14 protein-coding genes are annotated in these 18067 nt (G+C 74.7%); 9 read left to right on the top strand and 5 right to left on the bottom strand.

Annotated features, from left to right (window positions below):
• Positions 1-22: 22 nt before the first annotated feature.
• Positions 23-1747 carry an acyl-CoA dehydrogenase family protein gene (locus ACIQUR_RS28090; RefSeq protein WP_403669872.1) on the top strand — a complete coding sequence of 575 codons (1725 nt, stop codon included), beginning with the start codon at positions 23-25 and terminating at the stop codon, positions 1745-1747.
• Between the two features lie 95 nt (positions 1748-1842).
• On the opposite strand, the gene katG is transcribed toward ACIQUR_RS28090, so the two are convergent.
• Positions 1843-4068: a catalase/peroxidase HPI gene (gene katG, locus ACIQUR_RS28085; RefSeq protein ID WP_403669869.1), complete on the bottom strand. Its 2226-nt coding sequence runs from the start codon at positions 4066-4068 to the stop codon at positions 1843-1845.
• Positions 4069-4301: 233 nt separating this feature from the next.
• Between katG and ACIQUR_RS28080 the strand changes: the two genes are divergently transcribed.
• Positions 4302-4724 (top strand): Fur family transcriptional regulator, encoded by a 423-nt coding sequence (locus ACIQUR_RS28080; protein WP_403669866.1) that lies wholly within the window; start codon positions 4302-4304, stop codon positions 4722-4724.
• Between the two features lie 89 nt (positions 4725-4813).
• Positions 4814-5497, top strand: coding sequence for an alpha/beta fold hydrolase (locus ACIQUR_RS28075; protein WP_403669863.1), 684 nt, complete (start codon positions 4814-4816; stop codon positions 5495-5497).
• Positions 5498-5559: 62 nt separating this feature from the next.
• Here ACIQUR_RS28075 and ACIQUR_RS28070 read toward each other — a convergent pair whose 3' ends face one another.
• Together ACIQUR_RS28070 and ACIQUR_RS28065 are read right to left on the bottom strand one after the other, a co-directional pair.
• A complete protein-coding gene (locus ACIQUR_RS28070; RefSeq protein WP_403669860.1) occupies positions 5560-7191 on the bottom strand; it encodes an amidohydrolase in 1632 nt (543 codons plus the stop codon).
• A gap of 38 nt (positions 7192-7229) precedes the next feature.
• On the bottom strand, positions 7230-8015 hold the full coding sequence (locus ACIQUR_RS28065; protein WP_403669857.1) for a TetR/AcrR family transcriptional regulator: 786 nt from the start codon (positions 8013-8015) through the stop codon (positions 7230-7232).
• 71 nt (positions 8016-8086) lie between these two features.
• On the opposite strand from ACIQUR_RS28065, the gene ACIQUR_RS28060 reads away from it, so the two are divergent.
• From ACIQUR_RS28060 to ACIQUR_RS28050, 3 genes are all read left to right on the top strand, one after another.
• Complete coding sequence (locus ACIQUR_RS28060; RefSeq protein WP_403669854.1) at positions 8087-9544, top strand: purine-cytosine permease family protein; 1458 nt, start codon at positions 8087-8089, stop codon at positions 9542-9544.
• Between the two features lie 179 nt (positions 9545-9723).
• Positions 9724-10500 carry a DUF4232 domain-containing protein gene (locus tag ACIQUR_RS28055; RefSeq protein WP_403669852.1) on the top strand — a complete coding sequence of 259 codons (777 nt, stop codon included), beginning with the start codon at positions 9724-9726 and terminating at the stop codon, positions 10498-10500.
• Between the two features lie 143 nt (positions 10501-10643).
• Positions 10644-11303, top strand: coding sequence for a DUF4360 domain-containing protein (locus tag ACIQUR_RS28050; RefSeq protein ID WP_403669849.1), 660 nt, complete (start codon positions 10644-10646; stop codon positions 11301-11303).
• 81 nt (positions 11304-11384) lie between these two features.
• Here ACIQUR_RS28050 and ACIQUR_RS28045 read toward each other — a convergent pair whose 3' ends face one another.
• A complete protein-coding gene (locus ACIQUR_RS28045) occupies positions 11385-11816 on the bottom strand; it encodes a VOC family protein (protein WP_403669847.1) in 432 nt (143 codons plus the stop codon).
• Positions 11817-12181: 365 nt separating this feature from the next.
• Positions 12182-12988: a metallophosphoesterase gene (locus tag ACIQUR_RS28040; protein WP_403669844.1), complete on the bottom strand. Its 807-nt coding sequence runs from the start codon at positions 12986-12988 to the stop codon at positions 12182-12184.
• A gap of 100 nt (positions 12989-13088) precedes the next feature.
• Between ACIQUR_RS28040 and ACIQUR_RS28035 the strand changes: the two genes are divergently transcribed.
• The 3 genes from ACIQUR_RS28035 to ACIQUR_RS28025 all read left to right on the top strand — a co-directional run bounded on the left by ACIQUR_RS28035 (position 13089) and on the right by ACIQUR_RS28025 (position 18045).
• Positions 13089-14609, top strand: a complete 1521-nt coding sequence (locus ACIQUR_RS28035; RefSeq protein WP_403669841.1) for a PLP-dependent aminotransferase family protein — start codon at positions 13089-13091, stop codon at positions 14607-14609.
• 412 nt (positions 14610-15021) lie between these two features.
• Positions 15022-16668: a N,N-dimethylformamidase beta subunit family domain-containing protein gene (locus tag ACIQUR_RS28030; RefSeq protein ID WP_403669838.1), complete on the top strand. Its 1647-nt coding sequence runs from the start codon at positions 15022-15024 to the stop codon at positions 16666-16668.
• Positions 16669-16737: 69 nt separating this feature from the next.
• Positions 16738-18045, top strand: a complete 1308-nt coding sequence (locus ACIQUR_RS28025; RefSeq protein WP_403669835.1) for an LCP family protein — start codon at positions 16738-16740, stop codon at positions 18043-18045.
• Positions 18046-18067: the final 22 nt, after the last annotated feature.

Below are 18067 nucleotides of genomic sequence, written 5' to 3'. Positions count from 1 at the left end.
CGAACCCGAAAGGCGAAGGTCCATGACCGACCCGCTGCTGTTCAACCCGCGCACCTACGACCCGGCGCACTTCGACCCGGAGACCCGCAGGCTGCTGCGCGCGACCGTCGACTGGTTCGAGGCGCGCGGCAAGCGCCGGCTGATCGAGGACTACCGCTCGCGCGCCTGGCTGGCCGACTTCCTGGCGTTCCAGGCGAAGGAGGGGCTGTTCGCGGCCTTCCTGACGCCGGCCGCCGCGGCCGGCGAGGGCGAGCAGGACAAGCGCTGGGACACCGCGCGCATCGCCGCCCTCAACGAGATCTTCGGCTTCTACGGGCTGGACTACTGGTACGCCTGGCAGGTGACCATCCTGGGCCTGGGCCCGGTCTGGCAGAGCGGGAACGCGGAGGCGCGCGCCCGCGCCGCCGAACTCCTGGAGTCGGGCGAGGTGTTCGCGTTCGGCCTGTCGGAGAAGACCCACGGCGCGGACATCTACTCCACCGACATGCTGCTGGAGCCGTCCGCCGACGGCGGTTTCCGGGCCACCGGCTCCAAGTACTACATCGGCAACGGCAACGCCGCCGGCCTGGTGTCCGTCTTCGGCCGCCGCACGGACGTCGAGGGCCCGGACGGCTACGTGTTCTTCGCCGCCGACAGCCGCCACCCGGCGTACCACCTGGTGAAGAACGTGGTCGACTCCTCGAAGTACGTCAGCGAGTTCCGCCTGGAGGACTACCCGGTCCGCGCGGAGGACGTGCTGCACACCGGCCGCGCCGCCTTCGACGCGGCGCTCAACACGGTCAACGTCGGCAAGTTCAACCTGTGCACGGCGTCGATCGGCATCTGCGAGCACGCGATGTACGAGGCCGTCACCCACGCGCACAACCGCATCCTCTACGGCCGCCCGGTCACCGCCTTCCCGCACGTGCGGCGCGAGCTGACCGACGCGTACGTCCGCCTCGTCGGCATGAAGCTGTTCAGCGACCGCGCCGTCGACTACTTCCGCACCGCCGGTCCCGAGGACCGCCGCTACCTCCTCTTCAACCCGATGACGAAGATGAAGGTGACCACCGAGGGCGAGAAGGTCATCGACCTCATGTGGGACGTGATCGCCGCCAAGGGCTTCGAGAAGGACAACTACTTCGCGCAGGCGGCCGTGGAGATCCGCGGCCTGCCCAAGCTGGAGGGCACGGTCCACGTCAACCTGGCGCTGATCCTGAAGTTCATGCGCAACCACCTGCTGGAGCCGGTGGAGTTCGCGCCCGTGCCGACCCGGCTCGACGCCGCCGACGACGACTTCCTGTTCCGCCAGGGCCCGGCCCGCGGGCTGGGGTCGGTGCGCTTCCACGACTGGCGGGCCGCGTTCGACGCGTACGCCGAGCTGCCGAACGTGGCCCGGTTCCGCGAGCAGGCCGACGCCCTGTGCGACTTCGTGCGGACCGCGGCGCCGGACGAGGAGCAGAGCCGCGACCTGGACCTGCTGCTGGCCGTGGGCCAGCTGTTCGCGCTGGTCGTGCATGGCCAGCTGATCCTGGAGCAGGCGCGCCTGACCGGCCTGGACCAGGACGTGCTGGACGAGCTGTTCGCCGTGCTCGTACGCGACTTCTCCGCGCACGCGGTCGAGCTGCACGGCAAGGACTCGGCCACCGGGGCGCAGCAGGAGTGGGCGCTGGGCGCGGTCCGCCGCCCGGTCGTCGACGCCGGCCGCTCGGAGCGGGTCTGGGCGCGGGTGGAGGCGCTCTCGGGCGCGTACGAGATGGCGGAGTAACCGCGGCACCGAAACGTGCGGGCCGGCCCTCGGAGGGCCGGCCCGCACGTCGTGCCGGGTGGGGTCCGCGGTTCAGCGGACCCCGTCCGCCGGGATCAGACGAGGTCGAAGCGGTCCAGCTCCATGACCTTCGTCCAGGCGGCGACGAAGTCGTTCACGAACTTCGCCTTCGCGTCGTCGCTCGCGTAGACCTCGGCCAGGGCGCGCAGCTCGGAGTTCGAGCCGAAGACCAGGTCGGCGCGGGTGCCGGTCCACTTCACCTCGCCGGTGACGTCGTCGCGGCCCTCGAACGTGGTCTGGTCCTCGGAGACCGGGGTCCAGGTGGTGCCGAGGTCGAGCAGGTTGACGAAGAAGTCGTTCGTCAGGGTGCCCGGGGTGTCGGTGAAGACGCCCAGCCTGCTCTGCTGGTGGTTGGCGCCCAGCACGCGCAGGCCGCCGACGAGGACGGTCAGCTCGGGGGCGGACAGGTTCAGCAGGTTCGCCTTGTCGACGAGCAGGAACTCGGCCGGCAGGCGGTTGCCCTTGCCCAGGTAGTTGCGGAAGCCGTCGGCGGTGGGCTCCAGGGCGGCGAAGGACTCGACGTCCGTCTGCTCCTGCGTGGCGTCCACGCGGCCGGGGGTGAAGGGCACCACGACGTCGTGACCGGCGTCCTTGGCGGCCTGCTCCACGGCGGCGGAGCCGGCGAGGACGATCAGGTCGGCCAGGGAGACCTGCTTGCCACCGGTCTGGGCGGCGTTGAAGGACTCCTGGATGCCCTCCAGGGTGCGCAGCACCGTGGCGAGCTGGTCGGGCTGGTTGACCTCCCAGCCGGCCTGCGGCTGGAGGCGGATGCGGGCGCCGTTGGCGCCGCCGCGCTTGTCGCTGCCGCGGAAGGACGAGGCCGAGGCCCAGGCCACGGAGACGAGCTGGGACACGGTCAGGTCCGAGCCGAGGATCTGCGCCTTGAGGGCGGCGACGTCGGCGTCGTCGACCAGCTCGCCGGTGCGGGCCGGCAGCGGGTCCTGCCAGAGCAGCGTCTCACTGGGGACCTCGGGGCCGAGGTAGCGGACGACCGGGCCCATGTCGCGGTGGGTCAGCTTGAACCAGGCGCGGGCGAAGGCGTCGGCGAACTGCTCCGGGTGCTCCAGGAAGCGGCGCGAGATCTGCTCGTAGGCCGGGTCGAAGCGGAGCGACAGGTCCGTCGTCAGCATCGTCGGGAGGTGCTTCTTCGACGCGTCGTAGGCGTCGGGGATGACCGCCTCGGCGTCCTTCGCGACCCACTGGTGGGCGCCGGCCGGGCTCGTGGTGAGCTCGTACTCGTAGCCGAACAGGTTCTCGAAGAAGTTGTTGCTCCAGCGGGTGGGCGTCGTGGTCCAGGTGACCTCGAGGCCGCTGGTGATGGCGTCGGCGCCCTTGCCGGAGCCGTAGGTGCTCTGCCAGCCGAGGCCCTGGGCCTCCAGCGGGGCGGCCTCGGGGTCCGCGCCCACGTGGTCGGCGGAGCCGGCGCCGTGGGTCTTGCCGAAGGTGTGGCCGCCGGCGATCAGCGCGACGGTCTCCTCGTCGTTCATCGCCATGCGGCGGAACGTCTCGCGGATGTCGCGGGCCGCGGCGACCGGGTCGGGGTTGCCGTTCGGGCCCTCGGGGTTGACGTAGATGAGGCCCATCTGGACGGCGCCGAGGGGGTTCTCCAGCTCGCGGTCGCCGGTGTAGCGCTCGTCGGCGAGCCAGGTGGTCTCGGGGCCCCAGTAGACGTCCTCGTCGGGCTCCCAGACGTCCGCGCGGCCGCCGGCGAAGCCGAAGGTCTCGAAGCCCATCGACTCGAGCGCGACGTTGCCCGCGAGGATCATGAGGTCGGCCCAGGAGAGGCTCTGGCCGTACTTCTTCTTGACCGGCCACAGCAGGCGGCGGGCCTTGTCGAGGTTGGCGTTGTCCGGCCAGCTGTTCAGCGGGGCGAAGCGCTGCATGCCGGCGCCGGCGCCGCCGCGGCCGTCGCTGATCCGGTAGGTGCCGGCGCTGTGCCAGGCCATCCGGATGATGAACGGGCCGTAGTGGCCGAAGTCCGCGGGCCACCAGTCCTGCGAGGTGGTCAGGGTCTCGGCGATGTCGCTCTTGACCGCGGCGAGGTCGAGGCCCTTGAAGGCCTCCGCGTAGTCGAAGTCCTCACCGAGCGGGTTGGCCACCGCGGGGTTCTTCGCGAGGATCTTGAGGTTGAGGCGCTCCGGCCACCACTGCCGGTTGCCCCCACCCTGGGTCGGGTGCGCGGCACGGCCGTGCGCCACCGGGCAGCCCCCTACGCCCTCCGGCTTCGGGTCGGTGACGATTGCGTCATGGTTCTCAGGCATGGGAATCCTTCCGGATCTCAGGCGGATCGCTGTGCTCAGGAACTGCGGGCCGTGGAGCAGTCAGGGGCACTGGCCCGGTCTCCTGAACCGTCACGTGCACTCCCCTGCTGTTGTCCTGTCCCTCTTGTTTGCGCCGGAACAGATCCTACGATGGACTCTGTCCAAGTCAATGCGATGACCAGATCCGTACGGATTCATAGGCCAGAAGTCATGCACAGTTAGGCTGGGTGGGGATGAGCGATCTACTGGGAAGGCTCCGGGAGCGCGGCTGGCGGATGACGGCGCAGCGGCGGGTGGTGGCCGAGGTGCTCGACGGGGACCACGTCCACCTGACCGCGGACGAGGTGCTGGCACGGGCCACCGCACGGCTGCCCGAGGTCTCGCGGGCGACCGTCTACAACACGCTCGGCGAGCTGGTGGCGCTCGGCGAGGTGGTCGAGGTGACCACCGACGGGCGCGCCAAGCGGTACGACCCGAACGCCCACCGCCCCCACCAGCACCTGGTCTGCTCCGGCTGCGGGAAGATCCGGGACGTCCATCCCGAGGGCGACCCGCTGGCGGCCCTGCCCGCCTCGGAGCGCTTCGGCTACAGCGTGTCCGCGGCCGAGGTGACGTACCGGGGCCTGTGCCCGGACTGCGCCGCCGGTCCGCGGTGACCCGTTCGGGCCGCCCCGGGTGTGCGCCCGCGCCGCCTGGTGTGGACTCGGGGGTGCCCGGGGGGTCCGTCCAGTGGAGGAACGCACCGATGTCGCCGAGCAAGCCCAGCATCGTCTTCGCCCACGGCCTGTGGGCCGACGGCTCCTGCTACAGCAAGCTGATCCCCGTCCTCCAGCAGGAGGGCCACGAGGTGGTGTCCGCGCAGAACACCCTGGACTCCCTGGAGGGCGACGTCGACGCGGTCCGCCGCGCGCTCGCGCGCGTGAGCGCGCCGGCGATCCTCGTCGGCCACTCCTGGGGCGGCTTCGTGATCACCGCCGCGGGCACGGACGACCGGGTGGCCGGCCTCGTGTACATCGCGGCGCTCGCCCCGGACGCCGGGGAGACCCCGCAGGACCTGATCGGCCGGTTCGACACCCCGCCGCTCTTCGGCCACCTCGACGACGAGGACGGCCGGCTGTGGATCGCGCGCGACGGCATCTCGCACTTCTGCGGGGACCTGACGGAGGCCGACCAGCAGCTGGTCTGGGCGACCCAGGGCTCCGCGAACGCCGCCGTCCTCGGTTCCACGACGGACGAACCGGCCTGGCGGTCCAAGCCCAGCTGGTTCGTCGTGGCCACCCGGGACCACGCCGTCAACCCCGACCTCCAGCGCTTCGCCGCGGAGCGGATGGGCGCGACCGTGGTCGAGACGGACTCCTCGCACGTCCCGATGCTCTCCCAGCCGGAGGTCGTGCTGGACGTGATCCGCAGCGCCGCCAAGGCCGTCTGACAGCCGCGCGAGGCCCGATCCCGCGCCCGCCCCGAGGGGCGGGCGCGGCCGCGCGTCCGGTGTCACACCTGCGGGGCGCGGTGGGTGAGGCGGCCGTCGACGGCCGTGAGCAGCACCGGAAGGCCGGGCAGCTCGGTGGCCGGGGTGGTGAGCGGGTCCCCGGCGAAGACCGTGAGGTCGCCCCGGTGGCCGGGGGCGAGGCGGCCGGCCCGGTCCTCCTCGCCCGCCGCGTAGGCCGGCGCCGTCGTCATCCCGCGCAGCGCCTCCAGGGCCGTCAGGGCCTGCTCGGGGCCGTGCGGCGGGAGCGTCAGGTCGCGGCCGGGGCGGCGGTGCCGGGCACCGGCCATCACGCCCAGCGGCGGGAACGGCGCGATCGGCCAGTCGGAACCGAGGACCACGGTGGCCCCGGAGTCCCACAGGTCCCGGCAGCGCCAGGCGCGGGCGGCCCGCTCCTCGCCGAGCCGGCGGGACCAGTTGTCGGTGTGGTCGGCCCGCGTGAAGTCGCAGCAGTGCGTGGGCTGCATGGACGCGATCACACCCAGCTCCCGGAAGCGGCCGAGCGTGTCGTCCGGGACGGTCTCGATGTGCTCCACCCGGTGCCGTACGCCCGGCACGCCGCCCGTCGCCCGGGCCTTCTCGATGCTGTCGAGGACGTGGCGTACGGCCGCGTCGCCGATCGCGTGGGTCGCGGTGGGCACACCGGCGCGGTGCAGCTCGCCCACGATCGCGGTGTAGACGGCCGGGTCGGGCCAGAAGGCGTGCGTGGACTCGCCGTGGCAGTCGGGGCGTTCGAGCCACGCGGTGCCGTTGTCGATGGTCCCGTCCATGAACAGCTTGACGCCCGCGACCTGCCAGAGGGCACCGCCGGCGCCCTGCCCGGCGATGAGTTCCCGCACCCCGTCGGCGTCGGTGCCGGGCTGGCACCAGGGGGCCACCCGCAGCCGCAGCGGCAGTTCGCCGGCCGCGTCGAGTTCGGCGTACAGCGCGAGGCTCTCGCCGTTGGCGTCCATGGCGTGACCGCCGGTCAGGCCGGCCGCGGCCATCGCGCGCAGGGCGGCGGCGAGGCGGTCGCGGCGCTCCTCGTGCGTGGGGCGGGGGGCGGCCCGCTCGACGAGTTCGCAGGCGGCGTCCTCCTGGAGGAGGCCGGTGGGGCGGCCGTCGGCATCGCAGACCACCTCGGCGGAGGCCTGGCCGAAGGTGCGCGGCCCGTCGACGCCGGCGAGTTCGAGGGCCCGGCGGCTGGCCAGGGCCGAGTGGGCGTCGAAGAGGAGCAGGAACGCCGGCACGCCGTCGAGTACCGCGTCGAAGGGCTCGACGGCGACGGGCCGGTCGCCGAAGACGTTGGGGTCGAGGCCCCAGCCGAAGAGCCACTCGCCGCGCCCGAGGGAGCGCACGCGCTCCGCCAGCGCGGCCCGTACGTCGTCGAGGCCGGCGCAGCCGGAGAGGTCGAGGCCGTGGGTGAGTTCGGCGCCGGACACGGGGTGGACGTGGCCGTCGACGAGGCCGGGGGTGACCACGGCGCCGTCGAGGCCGACGACGGTGGTCGCGGGGCCGGCGAGGGCGCGGACCTCCTCGTCGTCGCCGAGTGCGGCGATCCGGCCGTCCTCGCCGACGGCGAGCGCGGTCTCCGGGAGGAACCCGCCCGTCGCGGGGTCGAGCAGGCGGGCGGAGTGCAGGACGAGACGTGGGCGCACGGGTGCTCCTTGGAGGGGGCGGTGGCGGGAGGGCGGGGTTACGGGGCTCCGGACGGCGGCGCCGGGGCGGCGGGGGCGTCGAGCGTGCCCGGGGGCAGGCCGAGTTCGCGTTCGGCCGTGGTGACGGCCATCCGGAGGACGGCGCCGGGGCGGTCGCCCGTCGGGGTGTTCACGTGGGAGCCGAGGCCGTCGAGCACGACCAGGATCGCGATCGTGGCGACGTACGGGTCCGCCGTGCGGAACTCGCCCCGCTCGACGCCCTCGCGGACGAGCGCCTCCAGGCGGCCGCGCCAGGCGGCCTGCTGGGTGGTGACCCGGTCGCGGAGGACGGGGCGGTAGCGGCTGAGGTGGCGGGCGTTGATCCAGAGGCGGCTGATGTCGTCGTACGCCTCCCCGGTGGTCTGCGCGAGGAAGCGGGCGAGCCGGCGTACGGGCGTCTCGGCCGGAGCTCCGGGCGCGGCTCCGGCCGGGGCTCCGGGCGGGGCCCCGGCACCGGCTCCGGCGGCCGCCGCACCGGCTCCGGCCGGGGCCGCGGGAGCCTCGCCGGGGGCGTCGCCGGGGGCCGCCGCCGCGGTCACCTCCGGTACCAGCCGGTCGAGTTCGGCGGTGGCCGCGGTGCCGAACGCCTCGGCCACCAGCTCCTCGGCCGACGGGAAGTAATGGCTGATCAGCCCGGGTCTGACGGTGAGTTCATCGGCGATCCGGCGGAGGGTGACGCACTCCAGCCCCTCGGCCAGGGCCACCGCCGTGGCGGCTTCGACGATCTCCGCCCTGCGGGCCTCCGGGGACTTTCGAACTCGTTTGCGCGGGACGCTTGACGACATACCGGCGATGCTATTGAGTGTGCGACCAATAAGCAAGCAGGTGGGATCCGAACCGCACCCCGGAGGACCGCATGACGTCCACGTTCCCCGATCCGCACACCGTCCCCGGCCTGGCATGCGAGACGGCCCGGCCGGACTCCGGGCGGGCCGGCCGCATCGAGCCCCACGGCATCGACCACATCCCCGACGCGGAGCGCCACGGCCGGCCCCGGGACCTGTTCTCCGTGTGGGCGGCGGCGAACGTCAACTACCTCAGCCTGGTCATCGGCGGCGCGCTGGTCCTGATGGGGCTCGGCCTCTGGCAGGCCCTGGCCGTGATCGTGGCCGGCAACCTCTTCTGGGTGCTCACCGGACTCCTCGCCACCTCCGGCCCCGCCGCCGGCGCACCCAGCGAGGTGATCACGCGGGCGCTGTACGGCGTCATCGGCAACCGCGTGAACAACGCCGTCGGCGGCTGGCTGGTCTCCGTCTGCTACTTCGCCCTCAACCTCGCCGCCGCCGCGACCGCCGCCTTCGCCCTGGTCGAGAAGACCGGCATCACCGCCACCACCGGGGTCAAGGCGACCGTGATCGTGGTCATCGCCGCCCTGACCCTCGCCATCAGCGTCTACGGCCACGCGATGATCATGAAGCTGTACCTGCCGATCACGCTGGCCCTGACCGCCGCCTTCGCGGTCGTGGCCGTCGCCGTGGTCCGGCACGCGGACTTCTCCTACCGGCCGGCCGAACCCCTCACCGGCACGGGTCTGTGGGCCGTGCTCCTCGCCGGCGTCACCCTGATCGCCTCGGGCCCGCTGTCGTACACCACCAGCGCCGACTTCTCCCGCTACCTGCCGCGCTCCGCGTCCCGCCGGGCCGTCGCGGGCTGGACCGCGCTGGGCGCCTTCGTGCCCAGCGTCCTCGTCAGCTCCCTGGGCGTGCTCGCCGCCACCGTGGTCGACATGAGCGACCCGCAGAGCGCCCTCCAGCGGCTGCTGCCCGGCTGGTTCGCCCCCGTCTTCCTGCTGGCCCTGGTCCTCGGCACCATCTCCATCAACGCCCTGACCGCCTACAGCGCCGGCCTCGCGCTCCAGGCCGTGGGCCTGCGCATCCGCCGCACGGTCAGCGTGCTGCTCGACGGGACCGTCGCCGTCGCCCTCACCCTGTACGGGCTGCTCGCCTCCGGCTTCCTCGACACCGTCAGCAACGCCCTCCAGGTGATCGTGGCGCTGGTCGGCCCCCTGATGGCCGTGTACGCCACCGACGTGGTGCTGCGCCGCAACCGGTACGACGGCCCCGCCCTCGCGGACGAGAGCCCCGCGAGCCCCTTCTGGTACACCGGCGGCGTCAACCGGGCGGGCGCGACGGCCCTGTGTGCGGGCGTGACGGCCGCGGCCCTCTGCGTGAACACCCTCTACACCGGCCCCGTCGCCGCCGCCCTCGGGGGCGTGGACCTGTCCCTGCCGGCCGGGATGCTGGTCGCGGCCGGCCTGTACGCGCTGCTGATGCGCCACGACCCCGCGCTGCGGGCGGCCAGGTCCGGCGCCTGACCGCCCGTGCGCCCAGGACCGCCCCGCGGGCGGCCCTCCCCCGGGGTGATCCCGTTCGTCATGGGCGCGTCACGGAACGGCCACAGCGGCGTGCGGCGGGAACCTGTCCCCGGCGGGGCGCCGTGTCCCTGCACGCGAGTGCCGGTGTGGGACCGGTCGTGAACCTCGGGGAGCACCCAATGCAGTACACAGCGCGCGTCGGCCGGTCCGCGGCGGCCCTGGTGACGGCCCTGGCGGCCGCCGCCCTGGTGACGGGCTGCACCCCGTCCGGGGACGACGGGACGGTCGATCCGTCGACGCCGCCGGCGGCCTCCGCGCCGTCGGCGCCGGGGCCGACGGGCGGCGGCGACAAGGGCGGCACGGCCAACGGGGGCCCGTCCACGGCCGGTTCGACCGGCGGCGGCGCGTCCACCGGCGGCTCCGGTACGGGCGGGGGCACCGGCGGCACGACGGGCGGCTCCTCCTCCGGCGGCTCCACCGGCGGCACCGGCGGCACCGGCACCGTCGCGAAGCCGTGCGCGTCCGACGCCGTCGAGGTGTCGGAGGGCCACCAGGCCGACGTCCGCCCGCCCGGTACGGGCACGGGTGCCGCCGTCGTGTCGGTCACCAACACCTCCGCGTCCGCGTGCCGGGTGTACGGCCACCCGACCGTCGCGGCGGCCGGCAACGGCTCGCCCGACAAGAACAAGCCGCTGGCCACCACGCACGCGGGCCCGGCCGCGGCGAACGTGCTGCTGGCTCCGGGCGCCCGCGCCTGGACGAAGCTCACCTTCGTGCAGGTCCAGGGCGAGGCGGACGGCTACTGCGAGTCCGGCGCGACGCCCGCCACGTACCCGACGCTGGTGATCGGCGTCCTCGGTGCCGGCAAGCACCAGATCGCCATGGACGACGGGGTGTTCGCCTTCTGCGACGACAAGGTGACCGTCACCGCCTGGTCCTCCGTCAAGCCGTCCTGACCCCCGCCTGAGGGCCGACCGGGGGTATTCCGGCCCCGGCTCGGGCGGCGCGGCGCGGCATCACGGAACGCCACCTAAGCTCACTCATCGTCACCGGCCCGGAGGTGTGGCGGGCCGCATCGAGTGATCGGAAGGACGTCCAGATGCTCAAGAAGCTGCTGATCGGTTCCGTGGGCGCGGTGCTCGCCGCCGGGGCGCAGGCCCCCGTCGCCGGGGCCGCGCCCGCCGCCGATCCGGTACCCGCCGCCCGGGTCACGGTCGATCTGGTCCAGGTCAACGGCTCGGGCTGCCGCCCCGGCTCGGCCACGGCCTCGGTCGCTGCGGACAACAGCGCCTTCACGGTGACCTACAGCGAGTACCTGGCCCAGGTCGGCAAGGGGGCCAAGCCGACGGAGTTCCGCAAGAACTGCCAGCTCGGGCTGCGGGTGAACGTACCGCAGGGCTTCACGTACGCCATCGCCCGCGCGGACTACCGGGGCTTCGCGAGCCTGGAGGAGGGGGCCGTCGGGAAGCAGCTGGCGAGCTACTACTTCCAGGGCATGTCCGGTACGGCCGTCCGCACCCACATCTTCAAGGGGCCGCAGGAGGGCAACTGGCAGGCCAGCGACACCACGGCGGTCCAGGCCCTGGAGTTCGCGCCCTGCGGAGCGCAGCGGAACTTCAACATCAACACCGAACTCCGCGTGGACGGCGGGACGTCCGACACCGAGAACACCACCAGCTTCATGACGATGGACTCCACGGACGGCAGCCTGGAGACCGTCTACCACTTCGCGTGGAAGCAGTGCCCGGCCCGGCGCTGAGCCGGTGCGGGGGGGGGACCGGCCCGGCGGGGTGGCGGGCGGTACGGGCACGGGTGGCAGGGCGGGCGGGCCGAGTGGTGGTCAGCGCTCGGAGAGTTCGGACGGGGCTTCCTGGACGATCCAGCCGTTGCCGTCCGGGTCGGCGAAGGTGAGGAAGGAGTTCCAGGTCTCGCCCTTGCCGTCCGCCCAGCCGTCGGCGCCGACGTGGCGCACGGGCGACACGTCGACGCCGCGCGCGGCCAGCCGCTCCCGGGCGGCCTCGATGTCGGTGACGCACAGCTGGAGGCCGTGCAGGGTGCCGGGGGCCATGGTGCGGGTGCCGGGGGCCGGCGGGATGCCCTGCTCCAGCACGACGGAGCAGCGGGAGCCGGGCGGGGTCAGCTGGACGATCCTGGCTCCGGGCGTCACCTCGGCGTCGAGGTCGACGGCGAAGCCGAGCCGGTCGGCGTAGAACTCCTTGGCCCGGTCCACGTCGGTGACGGGGACCGGGACGACCTCGAGCGTCCAGTTCACGAAAGCGGCTCCGATCGGTGTCGGGGGACGGTTGCGGCCGGGTGCGGAGCCCCGTACCGGCGGACCGCCCCGGCCCATTAGAGCGGATCCCGGACGCGGAGACCGTCGGATCCGGCGGGGAATGACCCGCGAGGTGGCGTACGCGCGCCGGCCGGACACCGGGACGGTGCGGCTCGATCGTCACGGCGCCGCTCGCCGCGCCGGTGTCCGCCGACGAGCCCTGTCCCAGCTCCGATCCGGTCGTCTGCCGCATCCGCGTCCTGGCCTGGGGCGAGAAGGTCGAACCCGCTCGGCCCGGCGGCGGACCAGCCGTTCGCCAAGTACGGCAGCTGGCAACAGGTCGCCGACGCCGCCATGCGGACCAGTTACGCCGTCGACCGCGAGCTGAGCCTGGAGTACCGCCCCTGCCCGGTGTGACGGCCCGCCGGCACGTTGCGGTAGTGGGTGGTGAGCCGGCCGGTGTCGTCGAGGACGTGGAAGGCGAGGGCGGGCGGCAGGTCGAGGTGGACGTGGTGGCCCGGGTGCTCCTGCCGCTCCCAGGGCAGCCGGAGCGCGGAGACCACGCCGGGGGCCACCAGCAGGGGCCGGCCGGCGAAGGTGGTGGCCGCCGCGGTGTGCGCGTGACCGCAGAGGAACGCCGCCAGGTTCGGGTGCCGGCGGGCCAGTTCGGCGAGCCGCTCCTCGCCGAACTGGCGGATGCCGTCGACGTACGGGGTGTGCAGCGGGACCGGCGGGTGGTGGAAGCCCACCAGGACCGGCCGGTGCCGGGGCGCGGCCGCGAGGACCCCCGCCAGCCACTCCAGCGTCTCGTCCTCCAGGTACCCCTCGTCCTTGCCGGGCACCGAGGAGTCGCAGAGCGCGAGCGTGAAACCCGCGGCGTGCAGCACCTGGTTGACCGGTTCTGCCGAGCCGGGCGCGCCGAGCAGGTGCTGCCGGAAGGCGGCCCGGTCGTCGTGGTTGCCCGGGCAGACGAGCAACGGGTGCCGGCAGGCGAGGAGTTCGCGCGCGGTCGCGTACTCCTCGGGCAGCGCGTGGTCGGCGATGTCCCCGGTGACCACGACGGCGTCGAGGTCGTGGGGCAGGGCGTCGAGGTGCTCCAGGACCGCCCGGGTCCGCGCGGCGCTGCGCTCGTCGGAGATGTGGATGTCGCTCAGGTGGGCGATGACGGCCACGGCGGTCCCCTGCTTCCTGTCGTGCCGCGCCCGTGGGCGGCGCGGGTCTTCCGGTCACCGAACCTAGGCGGGCGGCAGACCGCACGTAAGATCCGGTTCCATGCCGGAAGAGTGGTCCAGTTCCGCCGCCGACCTGCGGGGAGAGGGGTCGGGTTCCGACGCCGAACCGGGCGGGGAGGGGCCGCGTTCCGCCGCCGACCTGCGGGGTGGGCCGTCGGGCCGCACGGCCGACCTGCACCTCGATCTCGACCTCGACCTCGACCTCGGCGGGAGGGGGGCGGGCCGGCGCGCCGGCCTGGAGTCCGCCCTGCGCGAGGCGGTCCGTACGGGACGCCTGGCCGCCGGTGCCCGGCTGCCGTCCACCCGGGCGCTCGCCGCCGGGCTCGGCCTGTCGCGCGGCACGGTCACGGCGGCCTACGCGCAGCTCACCGAGGAGGGGTACCTCGCGACGCGGCCCGGTTCCGGCACCACCGTGACGGCCCTGCCGGCCACCGGGACCCGGCCGTCCGCGCGGGCCGCCTCCGCGGCGCTCCCCCGGCACGACCTGCGTCCGGGCCTCCCCGACGTACGGGCCTTCCCCGCCCGCGCCTGGCTGGCCTCGACCCGGCGGGTGCTGGCCGCCGCCGGACCCGACGTGCTGGGCGCCGGCGATCCCCGGGGACGGCCGGAACTGCGGGCCGCGCTCGCCGGCCATCTGGGCCGGACCCGCGGGGTGCTGGCCACGCCCGACCAGGTCGTGATCACCTCGGGCTTCTACCAGTCGGTTCGGCTGCTCGGCGGCGTGCTGGCGGCCCGCGGCGCCACCGCCGTGGCCATGGAGGACCCCGGGCACGACCTCTACCGCGAGGCGGTGCGGCGGTCGGGCCTCGCCACGGTGCCGCTCGCCGTGGACGGGCGCGGGGCCCGGGTCGGGGACCTCGGGCCGGAGACGGACGCGGCCGTCCTCACCCCCGCCCACCAGTACCCGACGGGCGTTCCGCTGCACCCGGAGCGCCGCGGCCTGCTGTGTTCCTGGGCGCGGGATACCGGCGGGCTGGTCGTGGAGGACGACTACGACGGCGAGTTCCGCTACGACCGCCGGCCGGTCGGCGCGCTCCAGGGCCTCGCGCCGGACCGGGTCGTGTACTGCGGTACGGCGTCCAAGTCGCTGGGCCCCGCCCTGCGGCTGGCCTGGATGGTGCTGCCCCCGGACCTGGTGGGGCCGGTGGTGGCCGCCAAGCGGGAGGCCGACCTGTACACCGAGACGCTGGGGCAGCTGGTGCTGGCCGATCTGATCGCCTCCCACGCGTACGACCGCCACCTGCGTGCCGCCCGGCTGCGGTACCGGCGGCGCCGGGAGCTGCTGACGGACCGGCTGGCGGAACTCCCGGCCCTCACCCCGCACGGAGTGCCGGCCGGTCTGCACACGCTGGTCACCTGGCCCGGCCGGGGTCCCGGCGAGCCGGAGGTGCTGGGCGCGTGCGCGGAGCGGGGCATCGCGCTGCGGGGTTCCGCGGAGCTGTACCACCGGGCGGCCGGCGCGCGGCCGGGCCTGCTCGTCGGCTTCGCCGCGGCTTCCGGGCACGGCTTCCCCCTCGCCCTGGACGCGCTGACCGGCGTACTGACGGACGTACTGGGCTGAGCCCACGCTCGCCGTGCTGCCGGGCACGGCGCGGCGGGGCGTCCGGCCCGGGACCGCCGCGCGGCCGGAGTACGCGGCGCGCCCGGCCTCGGGGACGTGCCGGGGGGCGGGCGGGCGGCCGGGTTACACAGGTGCTACGGCCGGAAGCGCAGGGGGCCTTAGCACCGAGGTGATGCACATGCTGGACGCCACAGATCCGGGTGGGCCCGTGGGAGACGGCCGGGCTCCGGACGGAACCGTCTCGGCCCCCTCCGGTCCGGCCGGGACCGGAGAGGCCCGCTCGGGTCCGGACGGGAGCGGCGGAGCGCGCTCCGGTCCGGACGGGTCTCGTGGAGGGGGGCCGGGGGCCGGCGGGGCCGGATCCGACGGTGGGGGTGCCGGGGCGGGCCGGCGCGGGCCCGGCCGCCGGCGGGTGCTCGGAATCGCGGCCGCCGCGCTCGCCGTGGCCCCGCCGGGCCGGCTCGGCACGGCCGTGGCCGCGCCCGCGCCCCGGCCGGCGCCGCCCGCCTGCCCACTCGACGTGTGCGCCGAGAACGCCCGGCCCGGCGCCACGGACTGGCGCATCACCCGGGCCGGGCCGGCCGCCGCCGTCGAGGGGTTCGCGGACCGGGTCAGCGTCCGCGCCGGCGAGACCCTGGGCCTGCACGTGTCGACCACGTCGGCCGCGTACACCGTCTCCGCGTACCGCATCGGCTGGTACGGCGGGGCGCGCGCCCGGCTGGTGTGGCGCTCCGGGACGATCCGGGGCGAGCGGCAGGCCGGGCCGGTGCACGACCCGGTCACCCGGATGGTGCGGACGACCTGGCGGCGGACGGTGGAGCTGGACACGTCCGGCTGGCCCGAGGGCTGCTACCTGCTGCGCCTGGCCACCACGGACGGCAAGGGGCGCCGCTTCGTGCCGGTCACCGTGCGGGGCGCGTCGGCCGCCGGGCGGATGGTGGTGGTCAACTCGGTGGCCACCTGGCAGGCGTACAACCCGTGGGGCGGCGCCGACCTCTACAAGGGCCCCGACCTCAGGAACCGCACCCGGTCCCTCGCGGTCAGCTTCGACCGGCCGTACCGCAGCGGTTCGGGTTCCGGCCAGTTCCTGCGGTACGAGGCCCCGCTGATCGCCCTCGCCGAGCGGCTGGGCCTGCCGCTGGCCTACGCCACGGGGGTGGACGTGGCCCGCGAACCGGGGCTGCTGGACGGGGCCCTGGCCGTGCTGTCCCTCGGGCACGACGAGTACTGGAGCCCGGAGCAGCGGCGCCACGTGACGCGGGCCCGGGACGCGGGGACGAACCTGGCGGTCTTCGGCGCGAACTGCTGCTACCGGCGGGTGCGCTTCGACTGTTCACCGGTCGGCCGAGACCGGGTGGTCGTCTGCTACAAGGCCGACTACGCCGCGGACCCCGGCTTCCGTCGCGGGGGACCGCCGACCAACGACTTCCGGAGCCGGCCGCTGCCCGAGCCGGAGAGTTCGCTGCTGGGCGTGCTCTACGACGGCTTCCCGGTGGACGCGCCGTACGTGGTGTCGGAGGCCGGGCACTGGCTGTTCGCGGGGACCGGGGTGCGGCCGGGCGACGCGTTCGCGCACCTGGTGGGCGTCGAGTTCGACCGGGTGCCCACGAGCCGGCCCACCCTGCGGCCCGTGGAGGTGCTGGCGCACTCGCCGGTGGTCTGCAAGGGCCGGGCCTCGTACGCGGACACCGCGTACGCCACCCTGCCGGGCGGCGCCGGGGTGTTCGCGACCGGCACGATGCGGTGGGTGGAGGCGCTGGACGCGCAGGGTCCGGGCGGCGGGAAGTCGAACCACGGGCTCGGGGCCGAGGCCGGCCGGTTCACCCGCACCGTCACCGAGAACGTGCTGCGGGCCTTCGCGGCGGGCCCGGCGGGCCGGGTCCGGCCCGCCCGCGACAACCTGACGGCGCATTACGCGGACGCGACGCCGCACCGGGACGGGGCGCCGCCGGTGCGCACGGAGGCGTCCTGCCCGCCGGCACCGGCCGCTGCCCCACCGTCCCCTGCCGCCCATTACGGGGAGGCGCGTGCGGCAGCCGGGGGGCCGCCCGGCGTGTAGCCGGGCACACCCCCCACGAGTCGTTACGGTCTGATTTGCCCCAGATTCGGACGATCCCGGGAGTGTGCGGTGCGCCGTCTCACGCTTGCCCTGACCCTGCTCGCCACCCTCGCCTCCGGCACCCTGCTCGGCACCGGGCCGGCCGCCTCCGCGGAGGGCGCCCCCTCCCCCACGTCCGACCGGGGCACGAACATCCTGGTCGTCGGCATCGACAGCCGGGCGGGCCTGTCGGCCGCGGAGAAGCGCCGGCTGCACGTGGGCGGCGAGGGCTGCAACTGCACCGACGTGATGCTGCTCGTCCACCTGGCCGCGGACGGGAACCGGGCCAGCGTCGTCTCGATCCCCCGGGACTCGTACGTCGAGTACGCGGGCGGGCCGGGCGCGGGCCGGTGGGGCAAGATCAACGGCGCGTACAAGCTCGGCGGCGGCGCGATGACCGTCAGCACGGTGGAGAAGGTCACGGGTCTGCACGTGGACCACTACCTGGAGACCGGCTTCACCGGCTTCGAGCGGGCGGTCGACGACCTGGGCGGTGCGACGGTCTGCACCGACCGGCCGCTCCAGGACGAGAACTCCGGGCTCGACATCACCGCGGGCGTGCACCACACCGACGGCAACACCACCCTGCGCTACGTCCGCGCCCGCCACATCCTCCGGTCCGGCGACCTCGGCCGGATGCGCCGCCAGCAGCGCACGGTCGGCGACCTGCTCGGCCGGCTGACGGCCGAGGGGGCGCTCTCCAATCCGGGGAACGTCGCCAGGACGGCCCGCGCGCTGCTGAAGTCGGTGCGCACGGACGCGGGGACGGACCTGATCGACCTGGTCCGCATCGGGTGGGTGCTGGGCCGGCTGCGGGCGGACCAGACGGAGTTCGCGACCGTGCCGATCACGGACTTCGACCACCGCGTGCCCGGGGTCGGCTCCACCCTCGTGTGGCACGCGTCCCGGTCCGCCGCGCTGTGGGCCGCGCTGGCGGCGGACCGGCCGATCACCGGCGACACCCGGATCCAGCCCGCGCCCGAGACCCCGGCCCTGACGAACCCGGCCGGCATCAAGGTCCGGGTGGACGACGCGAAGGTGGCCGCCGCGCTGCGCGGCAACGGCTTCGTCGTCACGGACACCTCCGCCACGGCTCCGGCGGTGCGTCCCGACGCCCCGCCGGTGATCCGCCACGCCCCGGGCGCGGAGGACGACGCCGCCACCCTCGCGGCGGCGCTCCCCGGCGCGCTCCTGCGGCCGGCCCCGGACCACGGCCCGGTCTTCGACGTCACGATCGGCCGCCGGCAGCCCCAGGTCAAGCACGTGACGTACGACCGCAACGTGGCCGAGGGCGCCCCGGTGCGGGGCGGTACCCTCCGCTGCCCGGCAGCCTCCTGACGCTCCCCGCCCGCCCGGCGGG

Origin of the sequence: Streptomyces sp. NPDC101132 (assembly GCF_044759225.1) — a bacterium.
Taxonomy (GTDB): domain Bacteria; phylum Actinomycetota; class Actinomycetes; order Streptomycetales; family Streptomycetaceae; genus Streptomyces.
This window is presented reverse-complemented; position numbering and strand designations above follow the sequence as displayed.